The 14,453-nt window shown below is 61.5% G+C and carries 14 protein-coding genes and 1 other RNA gene; 3 read left to right on the top strand and 12 right to left on the bottom strand.

Annotation, left to right across the window (positions count from 1 at the left end; all coding sequences use genetic code 11):
- The first annotated feature begins 47 nt into the window (after positions 1-47).
- Positions 48-596: an adenine phosphoribosyltransferase gene (locus C9383_RS27385; protein ID WP_090369375.1), complete on the top strand. Its 549-nt coding sequence runs from the start codon at positions 48-50 to the stop codon at positions 594-596.
- On the opposite strand, the gene C9383_RS27380 is transcribed toward C9383_RS27385, so the two are convergent.
- The 5 genes from C9383_RS27380 to dnaX form a co-directional block, all read right to left on the bottom strand.
- Positions 597-1,745 carry an acyl-CoA dehydrogenase family protein gene (locus C9383_RS27380; RefSeq protein ID WP_090369373.1) on the bottom strand — a complete coding sequence of 383 codons (1,149 nt, stop codon included), beginning with the start codon at positions 1,743-1,745 and terminating at the stop codon, positions 597-599.
- A gap of 199 nt (positions 1,746-1,944) precedes the next feature.
- Entirely contained in the window at positions 1,945-2,547 is a 603-nt protein-coding gene (gene recR, locus C9383_RS27375; protein ID WP_060756164.1) for a recombination mediator RecR, read from the bottom strand.
- A gap of 66 nt (positions 2,548-2,613) precedes the next feature.
- On the bottom strand, positions 2,614-3,648 hold the full coding sequence (locus C9383_RS27370) for an NADP-dependent oxidoreductase (protein ID WP_060756165.1): 1,035 nt from the start codon (positions 3,646-3,648) through the stop codon (positions 2,614-2,616).
- 132 nt (positions 3,649-3,780) lie between these two features.
- The gene (locus C9383_RS27365) at positions 3,781-4,119 is read right to left on the bottom strand and encodes a YbaB/EbfC family nucleoid-associated protein (protein WP_003193199.1); all 339 of its coding nucleotides are present in this window, start codon (positions 4,117-4,119) and stop codon (positions 3,781-3,783) included.
- 43 nt (positions 4,120-4,162) lie between these two features.
- Positions 4,163-6,214, bottom strand: coding sequence for a DNA polymerase III subunit gamma/tau (gene dnaX, locus C9383_RS27360; protein ID WP_090369371.1), 2,052 nt, complete (start codon positions 6,212-6,214; stop codon positions 4,163-4,165).
- Between the two features lie 196 nt (positions 6,215-6,410).
- On the opposite strand from dnaX, the gene C9383_RS27355 reads away from it, so the two are divergent.
- A complete protein-coding gene (locus C9383_RS27355; protein ID WP_090369369.1) occupies positions 6,411-6,782 on the top strand; it encodes a VOC family protein in 372 nt (123 codons plus the stop codon).
- Here C9383_RS27355 and C9383_RS27350 read toward each other — a convergent pair.
- Positions 6,696-7,655 carry a DMT family transporter gene (locus tag C9383_RS27350; protein WP_090369367.1) on the bottom strand — a complete coding sequence of 320 codons (960 nt, stop codon included), beginning with the start codon at positions 7,653-7,655 and terminating at the stop codon, positions 6,696-6,698. The genes C9383_RS27355 and C9383_RS27350 overlap by 87 nt on opposite strands.
- 102 nt (positions 7,656-7,757) lie before the next feature.
- On the opposite strand from C9383_RS27350, the gene C9383_RS27345 reads away from it, so the two are divergent.
- On the top strand, positions 7,758-8,621 hold the full coding sequence (locus tag C9383_RS27345; RefSeq protein ID WP_090369365.1) for a LysR family transcriptional regulator: 864 nt from the start codon (positions 7,758-7,760) through the stop codon (positions 8,619-8,621).
- Between the two features lie 15 nt (positions 8,622-8,636).
- Here the strand turns inward: C9383_RS27345 and C9383_RS27340 are convergent, their stop codons facing one another.
- The 6 genes from C9383_RS27340 to C9383_RS27315 all read right to left on the bottom strand — a co-directional run bounded on the left by C9383_RS27340 (position 8,637) and on the right by C9383_RS27315 (position 14,389).
- Entirely contained in the window at positions 8,637-9,227 is a 591-nt protein-coding gene (locus C9383_RS27340) for a hypothetical protein (RefSeq protein WP_090369363.1), read from the bottom strand.
- 1 nt (position 9,228) lies between these two features.
- A complete protein-coding gene (locus C9383_RS27335; protein ID WP_090369361.1) occupies positions 9,229-10,275 on the bottom strand; it encodes an N-acetylmuramidase family protein in 1,047 nt (348 codons plus the stop codon).
- Between the two features lie 157 nt (positions 10,276-10,432).
- Complete coding sequence (locus C9383_RS27330) at positions 10,433-12,394, bottom strand: DEAD/DEAH box helicase family protein (protein WP_090369359.1); 1,962 nt, start codon at positions 12,392-12,394, stop codon at positions 10,433-10,435.
- 23 nt (positions 12,395-12,417) lie between these two features.
- A complete protein-coding gene (locus C9383_RS27325) occupies positions 12,418-12,879 on the bottom strand; it encodes a hypothetical protein (protein WP_235863226.1) in 462 nt (153 codons plus the stop codon).
- Between the two features lie 102 nt (positions 12,880-12,981).
- Positions 12,982-13,078: signal recognition particle sRNA small type (gene ffs / locus C9383_RS27320), an RNA gene on the bottom strand.
- 144 nt (positions 13,079-13,222) lie between these two features.
- Positions 13,223-14,389, bottom strand: a complete 1,167-nt coding sequence (locus tag C9383_RS27315; protein ID WP_090369355.1) for a zinc-binding metallopeptidase family protein — start codon at positions 14,387-14,389, stop codon at positions 13,223-13,225.
- Between the last annotated feature and the right edge of the window lie 64 nt (positions 14,390-14,453).

Genomic DNA, 14,453 nt, shown 5'->3' with positions numbered 1-14,453 from the left:
CGCAGGTATACTTCGAGTCCGTTTTCCGCTCCCAGGACTCTTCGACGATGACCTTCGATTCGTTCGACATCAAATCCCTGATCCGCCCTGTCATCGACTTCCCCAAGCCTGGGGTGATCTTTCGTGACATCACGCCGCTGTTCCAATCACCCCGCGCCCTGCGCCTGGTGGCCGACAGCTTTGCCCATCGCTATGTAGAAGCCGACTTCACGCATATCGGCGCGATGGATGCGCGGGGCTTTCTGATCGGCTCGATCATCGCCTACCAGTTGAACAAACCGCTGATCCTGTTCCGCAAGCAAGGCAAGCTGCCCGCCGATGTGTTGGCCGAGGGTTACCAGACCGAGTACGGCGAAGCTTTCCTGGAAGTGCACGCCGACAGTCTGTGCGAAGGCGACTCGGTCTTGATGTTCGACGATTTGATCGCCACCGGCGGCACCCTGATCGCTGCCGCCAACCTGGTGCGTCGCATGGGCGCGAAGATCTTCGAAGCCGCGGCGATCATCGACCTGCCGGAGCTGGGCGGCTCACAGCGCCTGGAAGACATGGGCATTCCGACGTTCTGCCTGACCCAGTTCGCATTGACCGAGCGCTGATCAAAGCCCCATCTGCTTGCTGATGATTTCATTCATCACTTCGCGAGTGCCACCCCCGATGGACAGGATGCGGTTGTCGCGGTACAGCCGCTCCACCAGGTTGCCACGCATGTAACCCTGGCCACCGAGGATCTGCACCGCGTCATAAGTGACGCGGTCGGCCGTGTCGGTGGCGAGGTTCTTGGCCATGGAAATCTCCTTGATCACACTCTTGCCGGCGGCCATCTTGGCCGCCTGGCGATAGGTGAATTCGCGGGACACTTCCACGGCGGTGGCCATTTCCGCCAACCGATGCTTGAGCACCTGAAACTTGCCGATGGGCTTGCCGAATGCTTCGCGCTGGGCAGCCCACTCAAGGCTTTGCTCCAGTGCCAGTTGCGCGGTCATATTGGCCATCAACGCCAGGGCCAGGCGTTCGCTCTGGAAGTTGCCCATGATGCAGGCAAACCCCATATTCTCGGCGCCGATCAGGTTGCTCACCGGCACCCGGCAATCGTCGAAGAACAGTTCAGCCGTGTCCGACGCCCACCAGCCCATCTTCTTCAGGGGCTGACCGACCGTGAAGCCTGGGGTGCCTTTTTCAATGAGCAGCAGGCTGATACCGCCAAAGCCCGGCCCGCCGGTACGTACGGCGACGGTGTAGAAGTCGGCGCGGCTGCCACTGGTAATAAAGGTTTTGCTGCCGCTGACGCGGTAATGCTCGCCCTCACGGACCGCACGGGTTCGCAGGTTGGCCACATCAGAACCGCCGCTCGGCTCGGTTACGGCCAGGGCGATGATCTTCTCGCCGGACAACACCTGCGGTACGACACGCTCCCGCAACGCGGGCCTGGCCCATTTGACGACGGGTGGCAAGCCGATATCCAGCGAACCCAAACCGGCCACTACCCCGCCAGAGCCGCAGCGCATCAACTCTTCACTGGCGGCCACCTTGGCGAACAGGTCACCTTCATGGCTGCCGCCAAGCGCTTCGGGATAACCGATGCCCAGAATCCCCGCAGCACCTGCCTTGAGGTACAACTCGCGGGGAAAGCTTGCGGCCTCTTCCCATTGCTCGATGCCCGGCAACATCTCGCGCTCGACAAAACGGCGCACGCTGTCGCGGACCAAGAGGTGGCTAGGGTCGAAATAGTCCTGATAGGCAGACATCGGCAAACTCCACGCAGAGGTAGAGCGAACTTACCAAGCGCTTGCTTGGTTATCAAGCCGAACGCAAATACTGCCAGCAATGCAAAACCAATGTGGGAGGGGGCTTGCTCCTGATAGCGGTAGTTCAGTCAATCATCTATCGACTGTAAGATCGCCATCGGGAGCAAGCCCCCTCCCACAGGTTGCGCTGCGTTGTTCTTTAGAGGGCGATGGGCTTGCGACCGGCAAAGGAGTGCGCCAAGGTGCCGCCATCCACCAGTTCCAACTCGCCACCCAACGGTACGCCATGGGCAATACGCGAGGTGACCAGGCCTTTATTGGTCAGCAGCTGCGCGATGTAGTGCGCCGTGGCCTCACCTTCCACCGTCGGGTTGGTGGCCAGGATCACTTCGGTGAAAGTGCCCTGCTCTTCAATGCGCGCCACCAGTTGCGGAATGCCGATGGCTTCCGGCCCCAGGCCATCCAGGGGAGACAAGTGCCCCTTGAGCACGAAGTAGCGCCCGCGGTAACCGGTCTGCTCCACCGCGTACACGTCCATCGGCCCTTCCACCACACACAACAGCGTGTCGTCACGGCGTGGATCGGCGCATTGCGGGCAGAGTTCTTCCTCGGTGAGGGTGCGGCACTGGCGACAGTGCCCCACACCCGTCATGGCCTGGCTCAGGGCCTGGGCCAACCGGGTACCGCCGCTGCGATCACGCTCCAGCAATTGCAGCGCCATGCGTTGGGCGGTTTTCTGACCCACGCCCGGCAAGGTACGCAAGGCGTCGATCAGTTGGCGAATCAGGGGGCTGAAGCTCATGGGCAATGGGTCCGACAAAACAACGAGACGCGGTTTATACCCGCGCCCCGGATTAGCGTCAAATGGTCAATCCTGCGCGAGGCGCACCACCAACTTGCCGAAGTTGCGCCCTTCCAGCAAACCAATAAAGGCTTCGGGCGCCTGCTCCAGCCCGTCGACCACGTCCTCGCGGAACTTGATCTTGCCGTCGCGCACCCACGGCGCCATCGCACTGAGGAATTCGGGCTGGCGGTCGCCATAGTCGTCGAACACGATAAAGCCCTGGATACGTACGCGCTTGGTGAGCAAGGTCCGTTGCAACGCCGGCAGGCGATCCGGCCCACTCGGCGCCTCATGGGCGTTATAGCCAGCGATCAGGCCGCACAGCGGAATACGTGCCTTGGGGTTGAGCAGCGGCACCACCGCATCGAAAACCTTGCCACCGACGTTTTCAAAGTAGATGTCCACGCCCTTGAAGCACGCCTGGGCCAGCTCATCGGCAAAGTGCTCGCTCTTGTGGTCGATACAGGCATCAAAGCCCAACTCGTCCACCACATAGCGACATTTATCCGCGCCACCGGCAATCCCCACCACACGCAAGCCCTTGAGCTTGGCCACCTGCCCCACCACCGAACCCACCGCGCCGGACGCCGCCGCCACGACCAGGGTCTCGCCAGGCTTGGGCTGGCCGATATCCATCAAGCCCATATAGGCGGTCATGCCCGGCATCCCCAGCACGCCCAACGCCATCGATGGGCTCGCCAGGCCCTTGGGCACCGGTATCAGGTTGCGACCGTCAGAAATGCTGTGGCTCTGCCAGCCGGTAGAGCCGACCACCAGATCGCCCACCTCGAATTTGGGATTACGCGATTGCTCAATACGACTGACGGCGCCACCGGTCATTACCTCGTCGATTTCTACCGGTGCTGCGTAGGACGGTGCGTCGCTCATGCGTCCACGCATGTAAGGGTCGAGGGACAGGTACAGCGTCTTCAACAGCACCTGGCCGTCCGCCAAGTCCGGCAGGGTCACGCGTTCCAGACGGAAGTTTTCCGGCGTCGGCGCGCCTTGGGGGCGAGAAACCAGGACAATGCGCTGGTTCAGGACCGGTTCTTGAGGCATGAGGAGGCTCCTTTATCGAGTGCGTCGGTATAGGGTGCAGACCTTGCGCACCCCGCCAGGGTTCGATCGGATCACACAAACAAAAATGCCAGGCACGCGGCCTGGCATTGGAGTCTAGCTAACGCTGCCCGATCAGAACGGCAGCTTCATGCCCGGAGGCAGTTGCATGCCGGCGGTCACGCCGGACATTTTGTCCTGGCTGTTGGCTTCGATCTTGCGCACCGCGTCATTGACGGCGGCGGCGAACAACGCTTCGAGCATTTCCAGGTCATCTTCGCCGACACCTGGCAATACGCTTGGGTCGATGCTCACGCGCTTGATGTCGTGACGACCGGTCATCACCACGCTGACCATATCGCCACCGGCTTTACCGGTGACTTCGGCGTTGGCCAGTTCTTCCTGCATCTTGGCCATCTTTTCCTGCATCTGCTGTGCCTGCTTCATCAGGCCGGCCATGCCACCTTTCATCATGGGAATCACCTCAAAGTACGTGGATCAATTTAGTAGCCCGGTGTCAGGATGCCTGGGGCACCGGGGCTTCGACAGGTTCAATTGTATCTTGGCGAACGACTGCGCCGAACTGTTGCATCATTTGCTGGATGAGCGGGTCACCATGGATCGAGTCTTCCGCTTCGCGCTGGCGGTTGATACGCCGACGCGTGGCGGCCTGCGCCGGCGTTTCCTGCTCGGGCTTGATCAACTCGATGCTGATCGTCAGCGTACGCTCATGGTACTGGTTCAGGGCATCGTTGAGGCGACGCTGCTGTGTGGCGTTGAACAGCGCGCTGTGGGCCGGGTCCAGGTGCAGCAGCCAGTGATCGCCTTCGATGGAGATCAGCGTGCAGTTGGCGGCGATACTGCCGGTCATGCCGGAAATCGGCAATTTCGGGAACAACTCCAGCCATTGCAACGCCAGGCCGGTGGCCGGTGCCGCAGCGGGCTCGGCTTCGGGCTCCGGGGCCGGCTCGGCAGTGTGTTCGCTGGCCAGGTCATCCAGGTAGCTGTAGGCCGAATCCATATCCGGCTCAATGTAGTCTTCATCCAGCGGCGGTTCGTCGTCGAGGTCCATGCCTGGCGTGGCGGCATCTACCTGGGCCACGGTCGGCTCGGGAACCGGCGCGCTGACCCACTCAGGGGCGTCGGGCACCACGCTGTCCGGGGTCGGCGTGGGCATCGGCGTCAGTTCCGGCTGTTCGCCGGTGGTTTCCAGCACGGGCTCCACGGCCGGCGCCATCTCGGCTTCCACCGGATCATTCCAGGGCAGGTCGACGACCGGCTCGGGCTCGACGACAGGTTCCGGCTCAGGTTCAGCTACCGAAGCGGGCACAGGTTCAGGCTCAGGTTCATGAACCGGCACAACCGGCGCGGGCGCAGCAACCACTGGCGCGACCACCGTCGCGCCAGCCACTGGTTTGGCGGAATCAACTGTGGCCTGGCTGATCCCCACTGGCTTTAGCGGCTGTCTCGGCGCGTCTGCCGAGTCCGCGGGCCGGAAGGCCAGCATCCGCAGCAGGACCATCTCAAAACCGCCACGCGGGTCCGGTGCCAGGGGCAGGTCCCGACGGCCGATCAGGCCCATCTGGTAGTAGAACTGCACATCTTCGGCCGGCAATGCCTGGGCCAGGGCCAGCACGCGGTCGCGGTCGCCATGGCCGTTGTCGACGCCTTCAGGCAGCGCCTGGGCAATGGCGACACGGTGCAGCACATTGAGGATTTCCGAGAGCACGCCGTTCCAGTCCGGGCCTTGCTCCGACAGGTGGCGCACGGCTTCGAGCAACGCCTTGGCGTCGCCTTCGATCAGCGCGTGCAGCACATCGAAGACCTGGCCGTGGTCGAGGGTGCCGAGCATGGCGCGCACATCGGCGGCCATGACCTTGCCTTCACCAAAGGCGATGGCCTGGTCGGTAAGGCTCATGGCATCGCGCATCGAACCATCGGCAGCGCGACCGAGCAGCCACAGCGCGTCGTCTTCGAACGGCACGTTCTCGACGCCCAGCACGTGGGTCAAATGCTCGACCACCCGCTCGGGGGTCATGTTTTTCAGGGAGAACTGCAGGCACCGCGACAAAATCGTTGCAGGAAGCTTCTGCGGGTCGGTGGTGGCCAGGATGAACTTGACGTAGGGCGGCGGCTCTTCCAGGGTTTTCAACAGGGCGTTGAAGGAATGGCTGGAAAGCATGTGCACTTCGTCGATCAGGTAGACCTTGAAGCGGCCACGGCTCGGTGCGTACTGCACGTTGTCGAGCAGCTCGCGGGTGTCTTCGACCTTGGTACGGCTCGCAGCGTCGATCTCGATCAGGTCGACGAAACGCCCTTCATCGATTTCCCGGCACACCGAGCAGGTGCCGCAGGGTGTCGAGGTGATGCCGGTTTCACAGTTCAGGCATTTGGCGATGATGCGCGCAATGGTGGTCTTGCCCACCCCACGGGTGCCGGTGAACAGGTAGGCGTGGTGCAGCCGCTGGCTGTCCAAGGCATTGATCAGAGCCTTGAGCACATGGGTCTGGCCGACCATTTCGCGGAACGAGCGCGGACGCCATTTACGTGCAAGAACCTGATAACTCATCGAAAACCGTCGCAACTGGAGAGCAGAGGCCGGTAATGCTAGCTGAGCAAGGGGGAAATTGCATCCGGCACGCTCGCCTAATCTGATTTGGCAGGCCTGGCAGGCCCTGCAACAGGCTCGCCACGCTCCTGACAAGAACTGACAGCACGGTCTTATAGACTCGGTTTCACTTACCCCCCGTGCTCAAGGAGCCTGCATGAACACCGTCGGTCACTATTTCCTGCTGTACGTCGACAGCCCCGCCACCAGCGCCAACTTTTACAGCCGCGTGCTGGACAAGCCGCCGGTGGAGCTGGGCCCGACGTTCGCCCTGTTCATCCTCGACAACGGCGTCAAGCTGGGCCTGTGGTCGCGGCACACCGTAGAGCCGGCCGCCCAGCTCACCGGGGGCGGTGGCGAAGTAGGCTTCTCGCTGTCTGACAAAGCAGCCGTCGATGCCCTGCACAAGCATTGGCTGGCACGCGGCGCGACGATCATCCAGTCACCGACCGCCATGGATTTCGGCTACACCTTTGTCGCCCAGGACCTCGATGGCCATCGGCTGCGGGCGTTCTGCCTGAGTGACTGAGCCCCAGCGCCCTTCCAGGCTGATGGCAGCCACGCTGGCCAATACGACCACCCCGCCGAGCATCACTTGCAACGCAATGTGCTCGCCCAGCAGCGTCGCCGCCATCACCATCGCCACTGGTGGGATGAGGTACATCGCCACCGCTGCGCGACTGACGTCGACATGCTTCAACACATAACCCCAGGCCAAATACGCCAGGGCGCTGGGGAAAATACCCAGTACCAGCACCGAGAGGTTCTCCGGCCACGGCGCCTGCATCACCGCGGCCGGCAGGCCCGGCAGGTTCACCCCCAGCATCAACGTGCCGAACCACACCATGTAGCACGCCATGGTCAGCGGGCTGTAGTGGTGCGCATAGTGTTTCTGGATAGCGAAATAGACGCTCCACGAAACGGCCGCCAGCAGGAGCAGCAAGCCACGCGGATCGATCTCCCCCACCCCCGCATCGCCCCAGATCACCATCAACACGCCGACCAACCCCAACAGCACACAGCCCCAACGCCAGGCACTGACGCGCTCCTTCAAGCAGAACGCTGCGATCAACACACTGAACAAAGGCGCCGACTGAGCCAGCACACTGGACGCCGCCGCCGTCACCCACTGCTGCCCGTTGTTGAGGCTGGTGTGATGCAGGAACACGCCAAAAAAGCCCAGCACCAGCAACCACGGCAGGTCGCGCAGGCGCGGCCGATCAATACCCACTGCCAGCGCAACGCCGCCCATGAAGACCGACGCGATCAGAAACCGCAGCAATGCCAATTGGCCAGGGCTGTAGCTGCGCAGCCCCATATGTATGCCGATCGGCGAGTAGGCCCAGCAAAGGATGACGCTGGCGATGACTAGCGTAAGCTTGAAAGGTGACGGGGTATTCATTGACGGCATCCGCAAACTGAGTAGGAATGCACTCAGTCTTGGCTGGCACGGGACGCAGGACAATTAACCGTTTCTGACTTCTGAAATCACTGGAACTGAGCAATGGAACTGGCCCAACTGAAAATGGTGCGAGCCGTGGCGCAAACCGGCAGCGTGGCCCAGGCCGCCCTGCAGCTGCACTGTGTGCCGTCCAACATCACCACGCGCATCAAGCAACTGGAAAGCGAGTTGGGCACGCCGCTGTTCATCCGCGCCGGACGTGGCCTGGCGATCAGCGCCGCCGGTGAAATCTTCCTGGAGTACTGCGAGCGCATCCTGGCGTTGGTGGAAGAATCCAAACGCGCGGTGGACGTCAACGCGATTCCCCGTGGCACCTTGCGCATCGGTGCCGTGGAATCCAGCGCCAGCGGGCGCCTGCCGCCCTTGCTGGCGGAATACCACCGGCGCTATCCCGAGGTCAGCCTGGAACTGGTCACCGGCGCCTGGGCGCAACTGCTGGACGACCTGCAACACCACCGCCTCGATGTGGCGCTGGTGGCCAGCGGCAACAAGCGCGCCAAGCTCGAACACAGCGTGGTCTACAGCGAACGCCTGGTGCTGATCGCCAGCGCCTCCAGCGAACCGATCAGCAGCGCCAAAGACCTGGCCGGACGCACCTTGCTGGTGTGGCCACCCGGCTGCCCCTACCGCGCCGCACTGGAAAACTGGGTCAAACCCCACGACTTCAAGCCGAGCATCGCCAGCTATGCCAGTTGGGGCACCATCATCGGTTGCGTGAGTGCGGGGATTGGCGTGGCGTTGGCGCCGGAGGGCATCCTGGCCCGCTATGAGCAGGCCAATCAGCTGGCGTCGTACCGGTTCGAGGAACTGCAGGCGGTGGACAACCTGCTGTTCTGGCACAAGGACACCCAGCGGCATCTGGCGCGAGATGCCTTCGCCGGGTTACTGCGGGAAACCTTTGGCTGACGCCATTGGTCTGTGTCAGCTCTTCGGGGCGGCCAGGCGTGCATACTGGTCCTGGCTGATCCAGCCGGTGAACGAACGATCGTCGGCATTGATGAACTCGACTTGCGCCCAACCATCCTTGAACGCCAGCACGCCGACCACGTCATTCTTGACGATGTAAGGGCGCTTGGCTGCCTTGGCGCTGGGGGTCTTGAGCAGGTAAGCCTTGTCGGCGGACACCTTCACCAGGCCGATCCATTTCGTGTTGGCGGTCTGGGTCAGGTCCAGGCCGGTGGCGATCTCCGGCATCAGCACATTGAGGCAGCCAGGGTGCTGGCGGCCTTCTGCCACGGTCAGGGTCACACCGTCCGACGAAGGTGCCACGCTGCCAGGGTAGGCGTTGTCGAGCCAGGTCGTCAGCGCAGCGGGCTTGCCTTGCAGGTAGAACGCACAGCTGCGGGTCACGCCCTCGCCCATGGCTTCTGAGTAGTAGCCTTCAACCTGGTGTTCAGGGGTCACAGCCAGCATCAGCCCTTCGTACTTGCCTGAATGCAATGCGGGCGAACCGGCAAAGGCCGGTACCACCGCGCACAACGACAACACACCCATCGCTAGAAAACGCATCATCTTATTTTTTCCCTTCCAGTTTCTCGTAGGCTTTTTGCATCAGCACATCGTAGTTGCCGTAGTCCTCGCCGTTATAGTTGCGCGCCATGCCGGTAAAATCCTTGGCCTTCATGGCTTTCATCAACGCCGGGCTCTTGCTGCAAAAACCGAGGAAAGCTTTTAGTTGGTTACCGGCATTCACTTTCAATGCCGCGGCGAATTCAAACACCGTCTTGTAACCGCAAGACGCGTAGTTGAAGCCCATGATCTGAAACATACCCCAAGACGCCGACATCAACGCCGCTTCCTGATCCAGCGCGAAGGCGGTAGCCATGGTTTCCCAGGCCTTGGTCTGGTCCTTGTTATTGGCCTGCCACTGCGGCCCGGCCTTTTTCTTGTAGGGGTAAGACAGCAGCGGGTGCGCCTGGTCGTAGATGTGCTTGGTGTACTTGCGAAACAGGTGCCCTTCGAAGGCGATCACCGGCAACTTGGCCGGGCCGAACCCCGAACGTCCGCCGGACTCCACCGTGGCAAAGGCCTTGATGATATTCACCGAAATGCCGCCACCCAACTGCGTGGCGGCGTTCTGGAAGTCGGTATCACTGAGGGTCATGCCCCCGTCGCACGTGGCCTGGAGCATCAACTGGCGGTTACGCCGCTCGGCCTCGACCATCGCGCGCATGCGGTCCAGGTAGACGTTGACCGTGGCCTGCACGGCGTCCCCCTGGTTGTTGCCGAACACATTGAGAAAGCTCGGAATGCGCACGCCCGGAAAGGCTTTGACCGGCACCTTCACCGCTTCTTCGATGAGGCTGTTGAAGGTACGACCGGTGGGGTCGATCACCCCATCGGGGTGGGCATATTTGAGATGACGGAACTGGTACTGGCTGATGCACTGCACCAACTGGCCATCGCACTTGCCGTTTTCGGCCAGCGGAGAACCCATTTTGGGAATGATCAGATTGAATAAATACTGGACGCACTGCACATCGGCGGGCAAGTTGCGGGCTTTACCGGGAGCACCTACCGAAGCACTGATAAGTGGAGGCAAACCTTGCAGGCTTTTCATGACAGACATCCTTGTTAGTTAAAGAAGTGATAGCACTTCAATATCAAGTCCATACCCTTGTCATATTCTGAAACAAGCGGCTGGCGAAAACTAACAAGGCGGTTTTAGGTTGTCCAGAGGCGGATTGGAAAGTTGTGAATCAGCCACACTTAATCCGTCAGCAACCATGGCTCTCGCGAAACTTCTGGCCGCTGTGGTAATCGATCCATTCGACTACATCGTAGGGCAGGTAAAGCTGCGACCTGGCCCGGGAAATCGCTATATAGACCTCGCAGAGTCGCTGGTCGAACGCGTAGGCATCCTTGAACGGGACGTTGGTCAGCAATTCGGGAGTCAGCAGCACGCGTTCGAATTCCATCCCGCCCGCTTCGAGCGCCCGCATCAACAGGCAACGTGTGCCGGGACCGCCGCCAAGACGATTCAAACGCGTGACATCCGCGACATTGAAGCCTTTTTCCAGCTGGCCCTCGACCCAGCGGAACGACTCATCGAACTGGCTGGCCTCACGCACCTGCTGCCAGTCGTCCATATCGGCGAAATAAGCGTGCGCGCCTTTTTCGTTGTGTTCGTCGCTGTAGAAGTCCGGTTTGAACAAACCGATGACACTGATCATGAAGCGTTCCAGATCCTGCTGCGCCGCGTTGCTCGGCAAACCGAAGGGGCAGTTGGCCTGGTGCAGCTGGATCGCCCACTTCATGGTGTCCCAATAGGATGCGGTCAACACCACACAGCCTTCCGGCGGCACGAAGCCTAGCGGGTAGTGCTCGATGCCGACGTCGGCATCGCGTGCGCCCTCGAAAGGCGTCTTGCACTTTTGCGAGTGCACGCTGATCAACGGGTTGACCAGACGCTCGACATTGCGCCCCGAACGCACGGAGTAGCTGATGTCGCTTTGCCGGACCTCGCGCTTTCGCCTCACCATCACGCCACTGGCCGATTGGTATTCATCGCCGAGGGTAATCAGCACCTGACGACCACGTTCGATGATCTGCAGCAACGACGCCGGGATGTCCTGGCTTTCATCGATCAGTACATGGGTGTAACGCGGCGGCACCACACAACCGGCGAGGCTGGCGCGCTTGATCAGCAACAAGGTGGCGAAGCCGGTCTGGCTGGCCCATTGCGGGTTGCTTTCCAGGTAGGTCCACACACGGCTTGAATATTCCAGCAGCACCTGCGCATCCATGCCGCTCAGCGCTTGCTTGAAATGCGGGAAGTGCCGGGCCGACAGGCTGTGATGAGCGGTGTGGCAATAGTTTTCCAGCACCTTGAGGCAGACATCCACGGTCGCCTGGCCGTCATGCCCGCGCCAACCGTAGATATCCAGTGCCTGGGCCACCGCCTGCCGGGTGGGTAACCTGGTCGATGTATTCGCCACGGGCGGTCGTGGGCCGTGCAACAACGCCTTGGCGAAAGCGGCAAAAGTGGAACCGGCCTTGCTGTCGCGGGGCAGCCCCATGCGCTCGCGCAACGTTGCCAGTTTTGCCCCCGTGCGCGCCAGTATCAACGTCTGTGCAGGGCGCAGACACTCGATCAGGGCACCCAGCAGATGGCTCTTGCCGACGCCGGCATAACCTTGAACGTGCAGGTCTTCATTGAGATTGGCGCGAAACGTGCGCACCAGCTTGTCCTGGGCCGGGCTGAGCCAACGTTCACGATGCCGGGGCGTAATCATCTGCTGGCTGAACGGATCATTGCCGCGCAGGTGACGGACCTTGTAGTCCATATCCCATTGGCCGCTGGGCAGCAGGTAATCTCGCGCCTGGACTTCTTCAGCCGATAAAAGGCGCAGGTTGATGCTCTTGAGCGCGTTGCAGCCAAAGTACAGTTTGCGCGGGTCGAACAACCGCTGTGCTTCGGACAGCAATGTGGCTGCGCCCTCTGCCTGTGTGTCCACCGCCCAGCCGATCAACTTGGCCAGGATGCGCTCGGCGCCCGTACAGCTCAGGTCTTTTTGCATGGCCTGGGCCAGGTTCTGGATGACCAGCACCGCCGCCAGCTCCGGGTCCGTCAGGCCGACCAGCGCCTTGGCGCCCTCGGCCCCCAGCAAGGCGGCGCAGGTTTCGTCAGTGACCGGCAGGAACACCGGGCTGGATAAATCAAAATGTTCCGGTTGCATACTTCCTCACAGCGTCGCTGGCGTCAGGCTTCGCCAGGTTCAACCTGAACACCCAGCTCAAAGCGATACTCGCCCAGAGATCCCGCCATGCCTCCGGGATACCGCCCCGCTGCACCGGATGTATTGATCTGCTGCTGCAGTTCGAAAACCGCCATCTCGAACAACCTGCGCAAATCCTCGGTGCTCTGCGCGGCCACATTCAATTGCAGGGTGTACGCGCCGCTCAGTGCGGGCGGCGTCGGCTCGGCGGCGGGAGTCGCCTGCGCGACCTGGATCATCTCGGCCTGGCTCAGGATTTCAGCGTGCTCGTCATCCATAAGGTCCAGCACCTTGGATAATTCCAGGGTCTGTTCCGGATGCGATTGAATACGGTCCTTGATTTCCAGGCGCCGCATCTGCCACTCGCGCAATTTTTCGCGAGTGAGGTCGTCGACTTTTTCCACGGGTACTGTCTCCAAATGCCAGGCACTGGAGTATGCCGCCATGGACTGCTCGATGGCAGATGACGTGAAAGCATTTTTTGAATTGAATTGAATTTGATGCGGTGCTGCCCGAAGGCATTGGGAGAAAGAGCGTTATGGAGGCAACCCCACCAGCCACACCCCGGCACACAATGTTCCCGCTGTGGCTGCTCCCTTCCGGGCCTGACCAGGTTAACGGGTAATCGTTGCGGGGGGACCGATGGGGTCACCATAACGACGCCTGCCTCTCGGCAAGCCGCGCCATTGTACCGATCTCATCGGAAGTTACAACTGTTGGTTCCCGATTAAAAATATTAAGGGCTTCAAGTACTTGCCCTAGCCACCAGCCTCCTCCCCGATTGGCTGATCATTGTGCCTGCAACACCTCATCCGCCCGGCCGCCCTCCTCCTGAATCACCAGATGGATAAAGTGCAGCTTGGCGATCACCGCCGGCGGCAACACAAAGGGATAGAAATCCGGCTGGCCCATGCTGCGCGACAGCTCGTTGAGCATGCCGGCCAGTTCGATCCAGGCGTTGACGAACGCCAGGAACGCCGGTCCGCCAGGGTGTTCGGGGTCGTAGAGGGTGGTGAGCGGGAATGGCTGGTAATCCAGTTCCATCTCACGCGCGCGCATGCCGAAGCCGAGGGCGGTGTCGACGGCGTCCATCATGTGCAGATAGTGCGCCCAGGTTTCCGCCCAATCTTCCCAGGGGTGCATGGTGGCGTAGGCGCTGACACAGGTGAGCTGCCAGTCCGGGCGCGGCCCATTCTGGTAGTGCTGGTCGAGGGCTTCGGCATAACTGGCGCGTTCGTCGCCGAACAGTTGGCGGAAGGCTGGCAACCAGTGGGTATTGGCAATCAGGCGCTCCCAGTAGTAATGGCCGACTTCATGGCGAAAATGGCCCAGCAGGGTGCGATAAGGCTCGCGCATCTGTACCCGGACTTGTTCGCGGTGGGCATCGTCGGCCTCCTTGATGTCGAGGGTGATCAAGCCGTTGGCGTGGCCGGTCATGGGCGCGTTGCCTTCCAGGTCGATGCCGATGAAATCGAAGGCCAGGCCGGTGTCTTCATCGACGCTTTTGGGCACGACTTGCAGGCCCAGGCTGATCAGTTGCGCCACCAGGCGCCGCTTGGCGGTTTCCACTTTGCGCCAGCGCTCGGGGTTTTCCGCAACCGAAAGATCGGGGATGGTGCGGTTCAGGCTGCAAGCCACGCACAGCGGCGCGGTGCTGTGGGCCGGGATCAACCAGTTGCAGGCGGCGGGGGTATCGAGGTTGGCACAGCGGCGGAAGGCGCCGGCGTCGGGATGGTCGTCCTGTAGCCACGTGCCCTCCACGGGGCCGGGGTGCAGCGAGGCCAGGCGACTTTGCCGGGGTTCATAACCCAGCAGCGCCTGGCAGGCCAGGCATTGGCTGTTGCGAAAGAACAATGACTGACCGCAACGGCACTGCCACACCTTGCTATCGCGAGACGTATTGGCCACGAAGGGCGCCGCAATGCGTGAACTGAGTTGCTCGAAGTAGCGGAACATGGCGATCTCTCCCTGGGTGACTGAGACTAGATCATTTGCGGGTTGAGATCGTTCCACTTTCCTA

This window comes from Pseudomonas palleroniana (assembly GCF_003031675.1).
Classification (GTDB): Bacteria; Pseudomonadota; Gammaproteobacteria; order Pseudomonadales; family Pseudomonadaceae; genus Aquipseudomonas; species Aquipseudomonas palleroniana.
The sequence above is the reverse complement of the archived record's forward strand: the minus strand, read 5'-3'. Positions and strand labels throughout refer to the sequence as shown.

What these genes read in the sequence shown, in the direction of transcription:
- C9383_RS27315 (WP_090369355.1), bottom strand. Translation starts at nt 14,389, where the DNA reads ATGTTCCGCTACTTCGAGCAACTCAGTTCACGCATTGCGGCGCCCTTC.
- C9383_RS27380 (WP_090369373.1), bottom strand. Translation starts at nt 1,745, where the DNA reads ATGTCTGCCTATCAGGACTATTTCGACCCTAGCCACCTCTTGGTCCGC.
- C9383_RS27345 (WP_090369365.1), top strand. Translation starts at nt 7,758, where the DNA reads ATGGAACTGGCCCAACTGAAAATGGTGCGAGCCGTGGCGCAAACCGGC.
- C9383_RS27385 (WP_090369375.1), top strand. Translation starts at nt 48, where the DNA reads ATGACCTTCGATTCGTTCGACATCAAATCCCTGATCCGCCCTGTCATC.
- C9383_RS27365 (WP_003193199.1), bottom strand. Translation starts at nt 4,119, where the DNA reads ATGATGAAAGGTGGCATGGCCGGCCTGATGAAGCAGGCACAGCAGATG.
- C9383_RS27335 (WP_090369361.1), bottom strand. Translation starts at nt 10,275, where the DNA reads ATGAAAAGCCTGCAAGGTTTGCCTCCACTTATCAGTGCTTCGGTAGGT.
- C9383_RS27340 (WP_090369363.1), bottom strand. Translation starts at nt 9,227, where the DNA reads ATGATGCGTTTTCTAGCGATGGGTGTGTTGTCGTTGTGCGCGGTGGTA.
- C9383_RS27350 (WP_090369367.1), bottom strand. Translation starts at nt 7,655, where the DNA reads ATGAATACCCCGTCACCTTTCAAGCTTACGCTAGTCATCGCCAGCGTC.
- C9383_RS27355 (WP_090369369.1), top strand. Translation starts at nt 6,411, where the DNA reads ATGAACACCGTCGGTCACTATTTCCTGCTGTACGTCGACAGCCCCGCC.
- dnaX (WP_090369371.1), bottom strand. Translation starts at nt 6,214, where the DNA reads ATGAGTTATCAGGTTCTTGCACGTAAATGGCGTCCGCGCTCGTTCCGC.
- C9383_RS27370 (WP_060756165.1), bottom strand. Translation starts at nt 3,648, where the DNA reads ATGCCTCAAGAACCGGTCCTGAACCAGCGCATTGTCCTGGTTTCTCGC.
- C9383_RS27330 (WP_090369359.1), bottom strand. Translation starts at nt 12,394, where the DNA reads ATGCAACCGGAACATTTTGATTTATCCAGCCCGGTGTTCCTGCCGGTC.
- C9383_RS27325 (WP_235863226.1), bottom strand. Translation starts at nt 12,879, where the DNA reads ATGGCGGCATACTCCAGTGCCTGGCATTTGGAGACAGTACCCGTGGAA.
- recR (WP_060756164.1), bottom strand. Translation starts at nt 2,547, where the DNA reads ATGAGCTTCAGCCCCCTGATTCGCCAACTGATCGACGCCTTGCGTACC.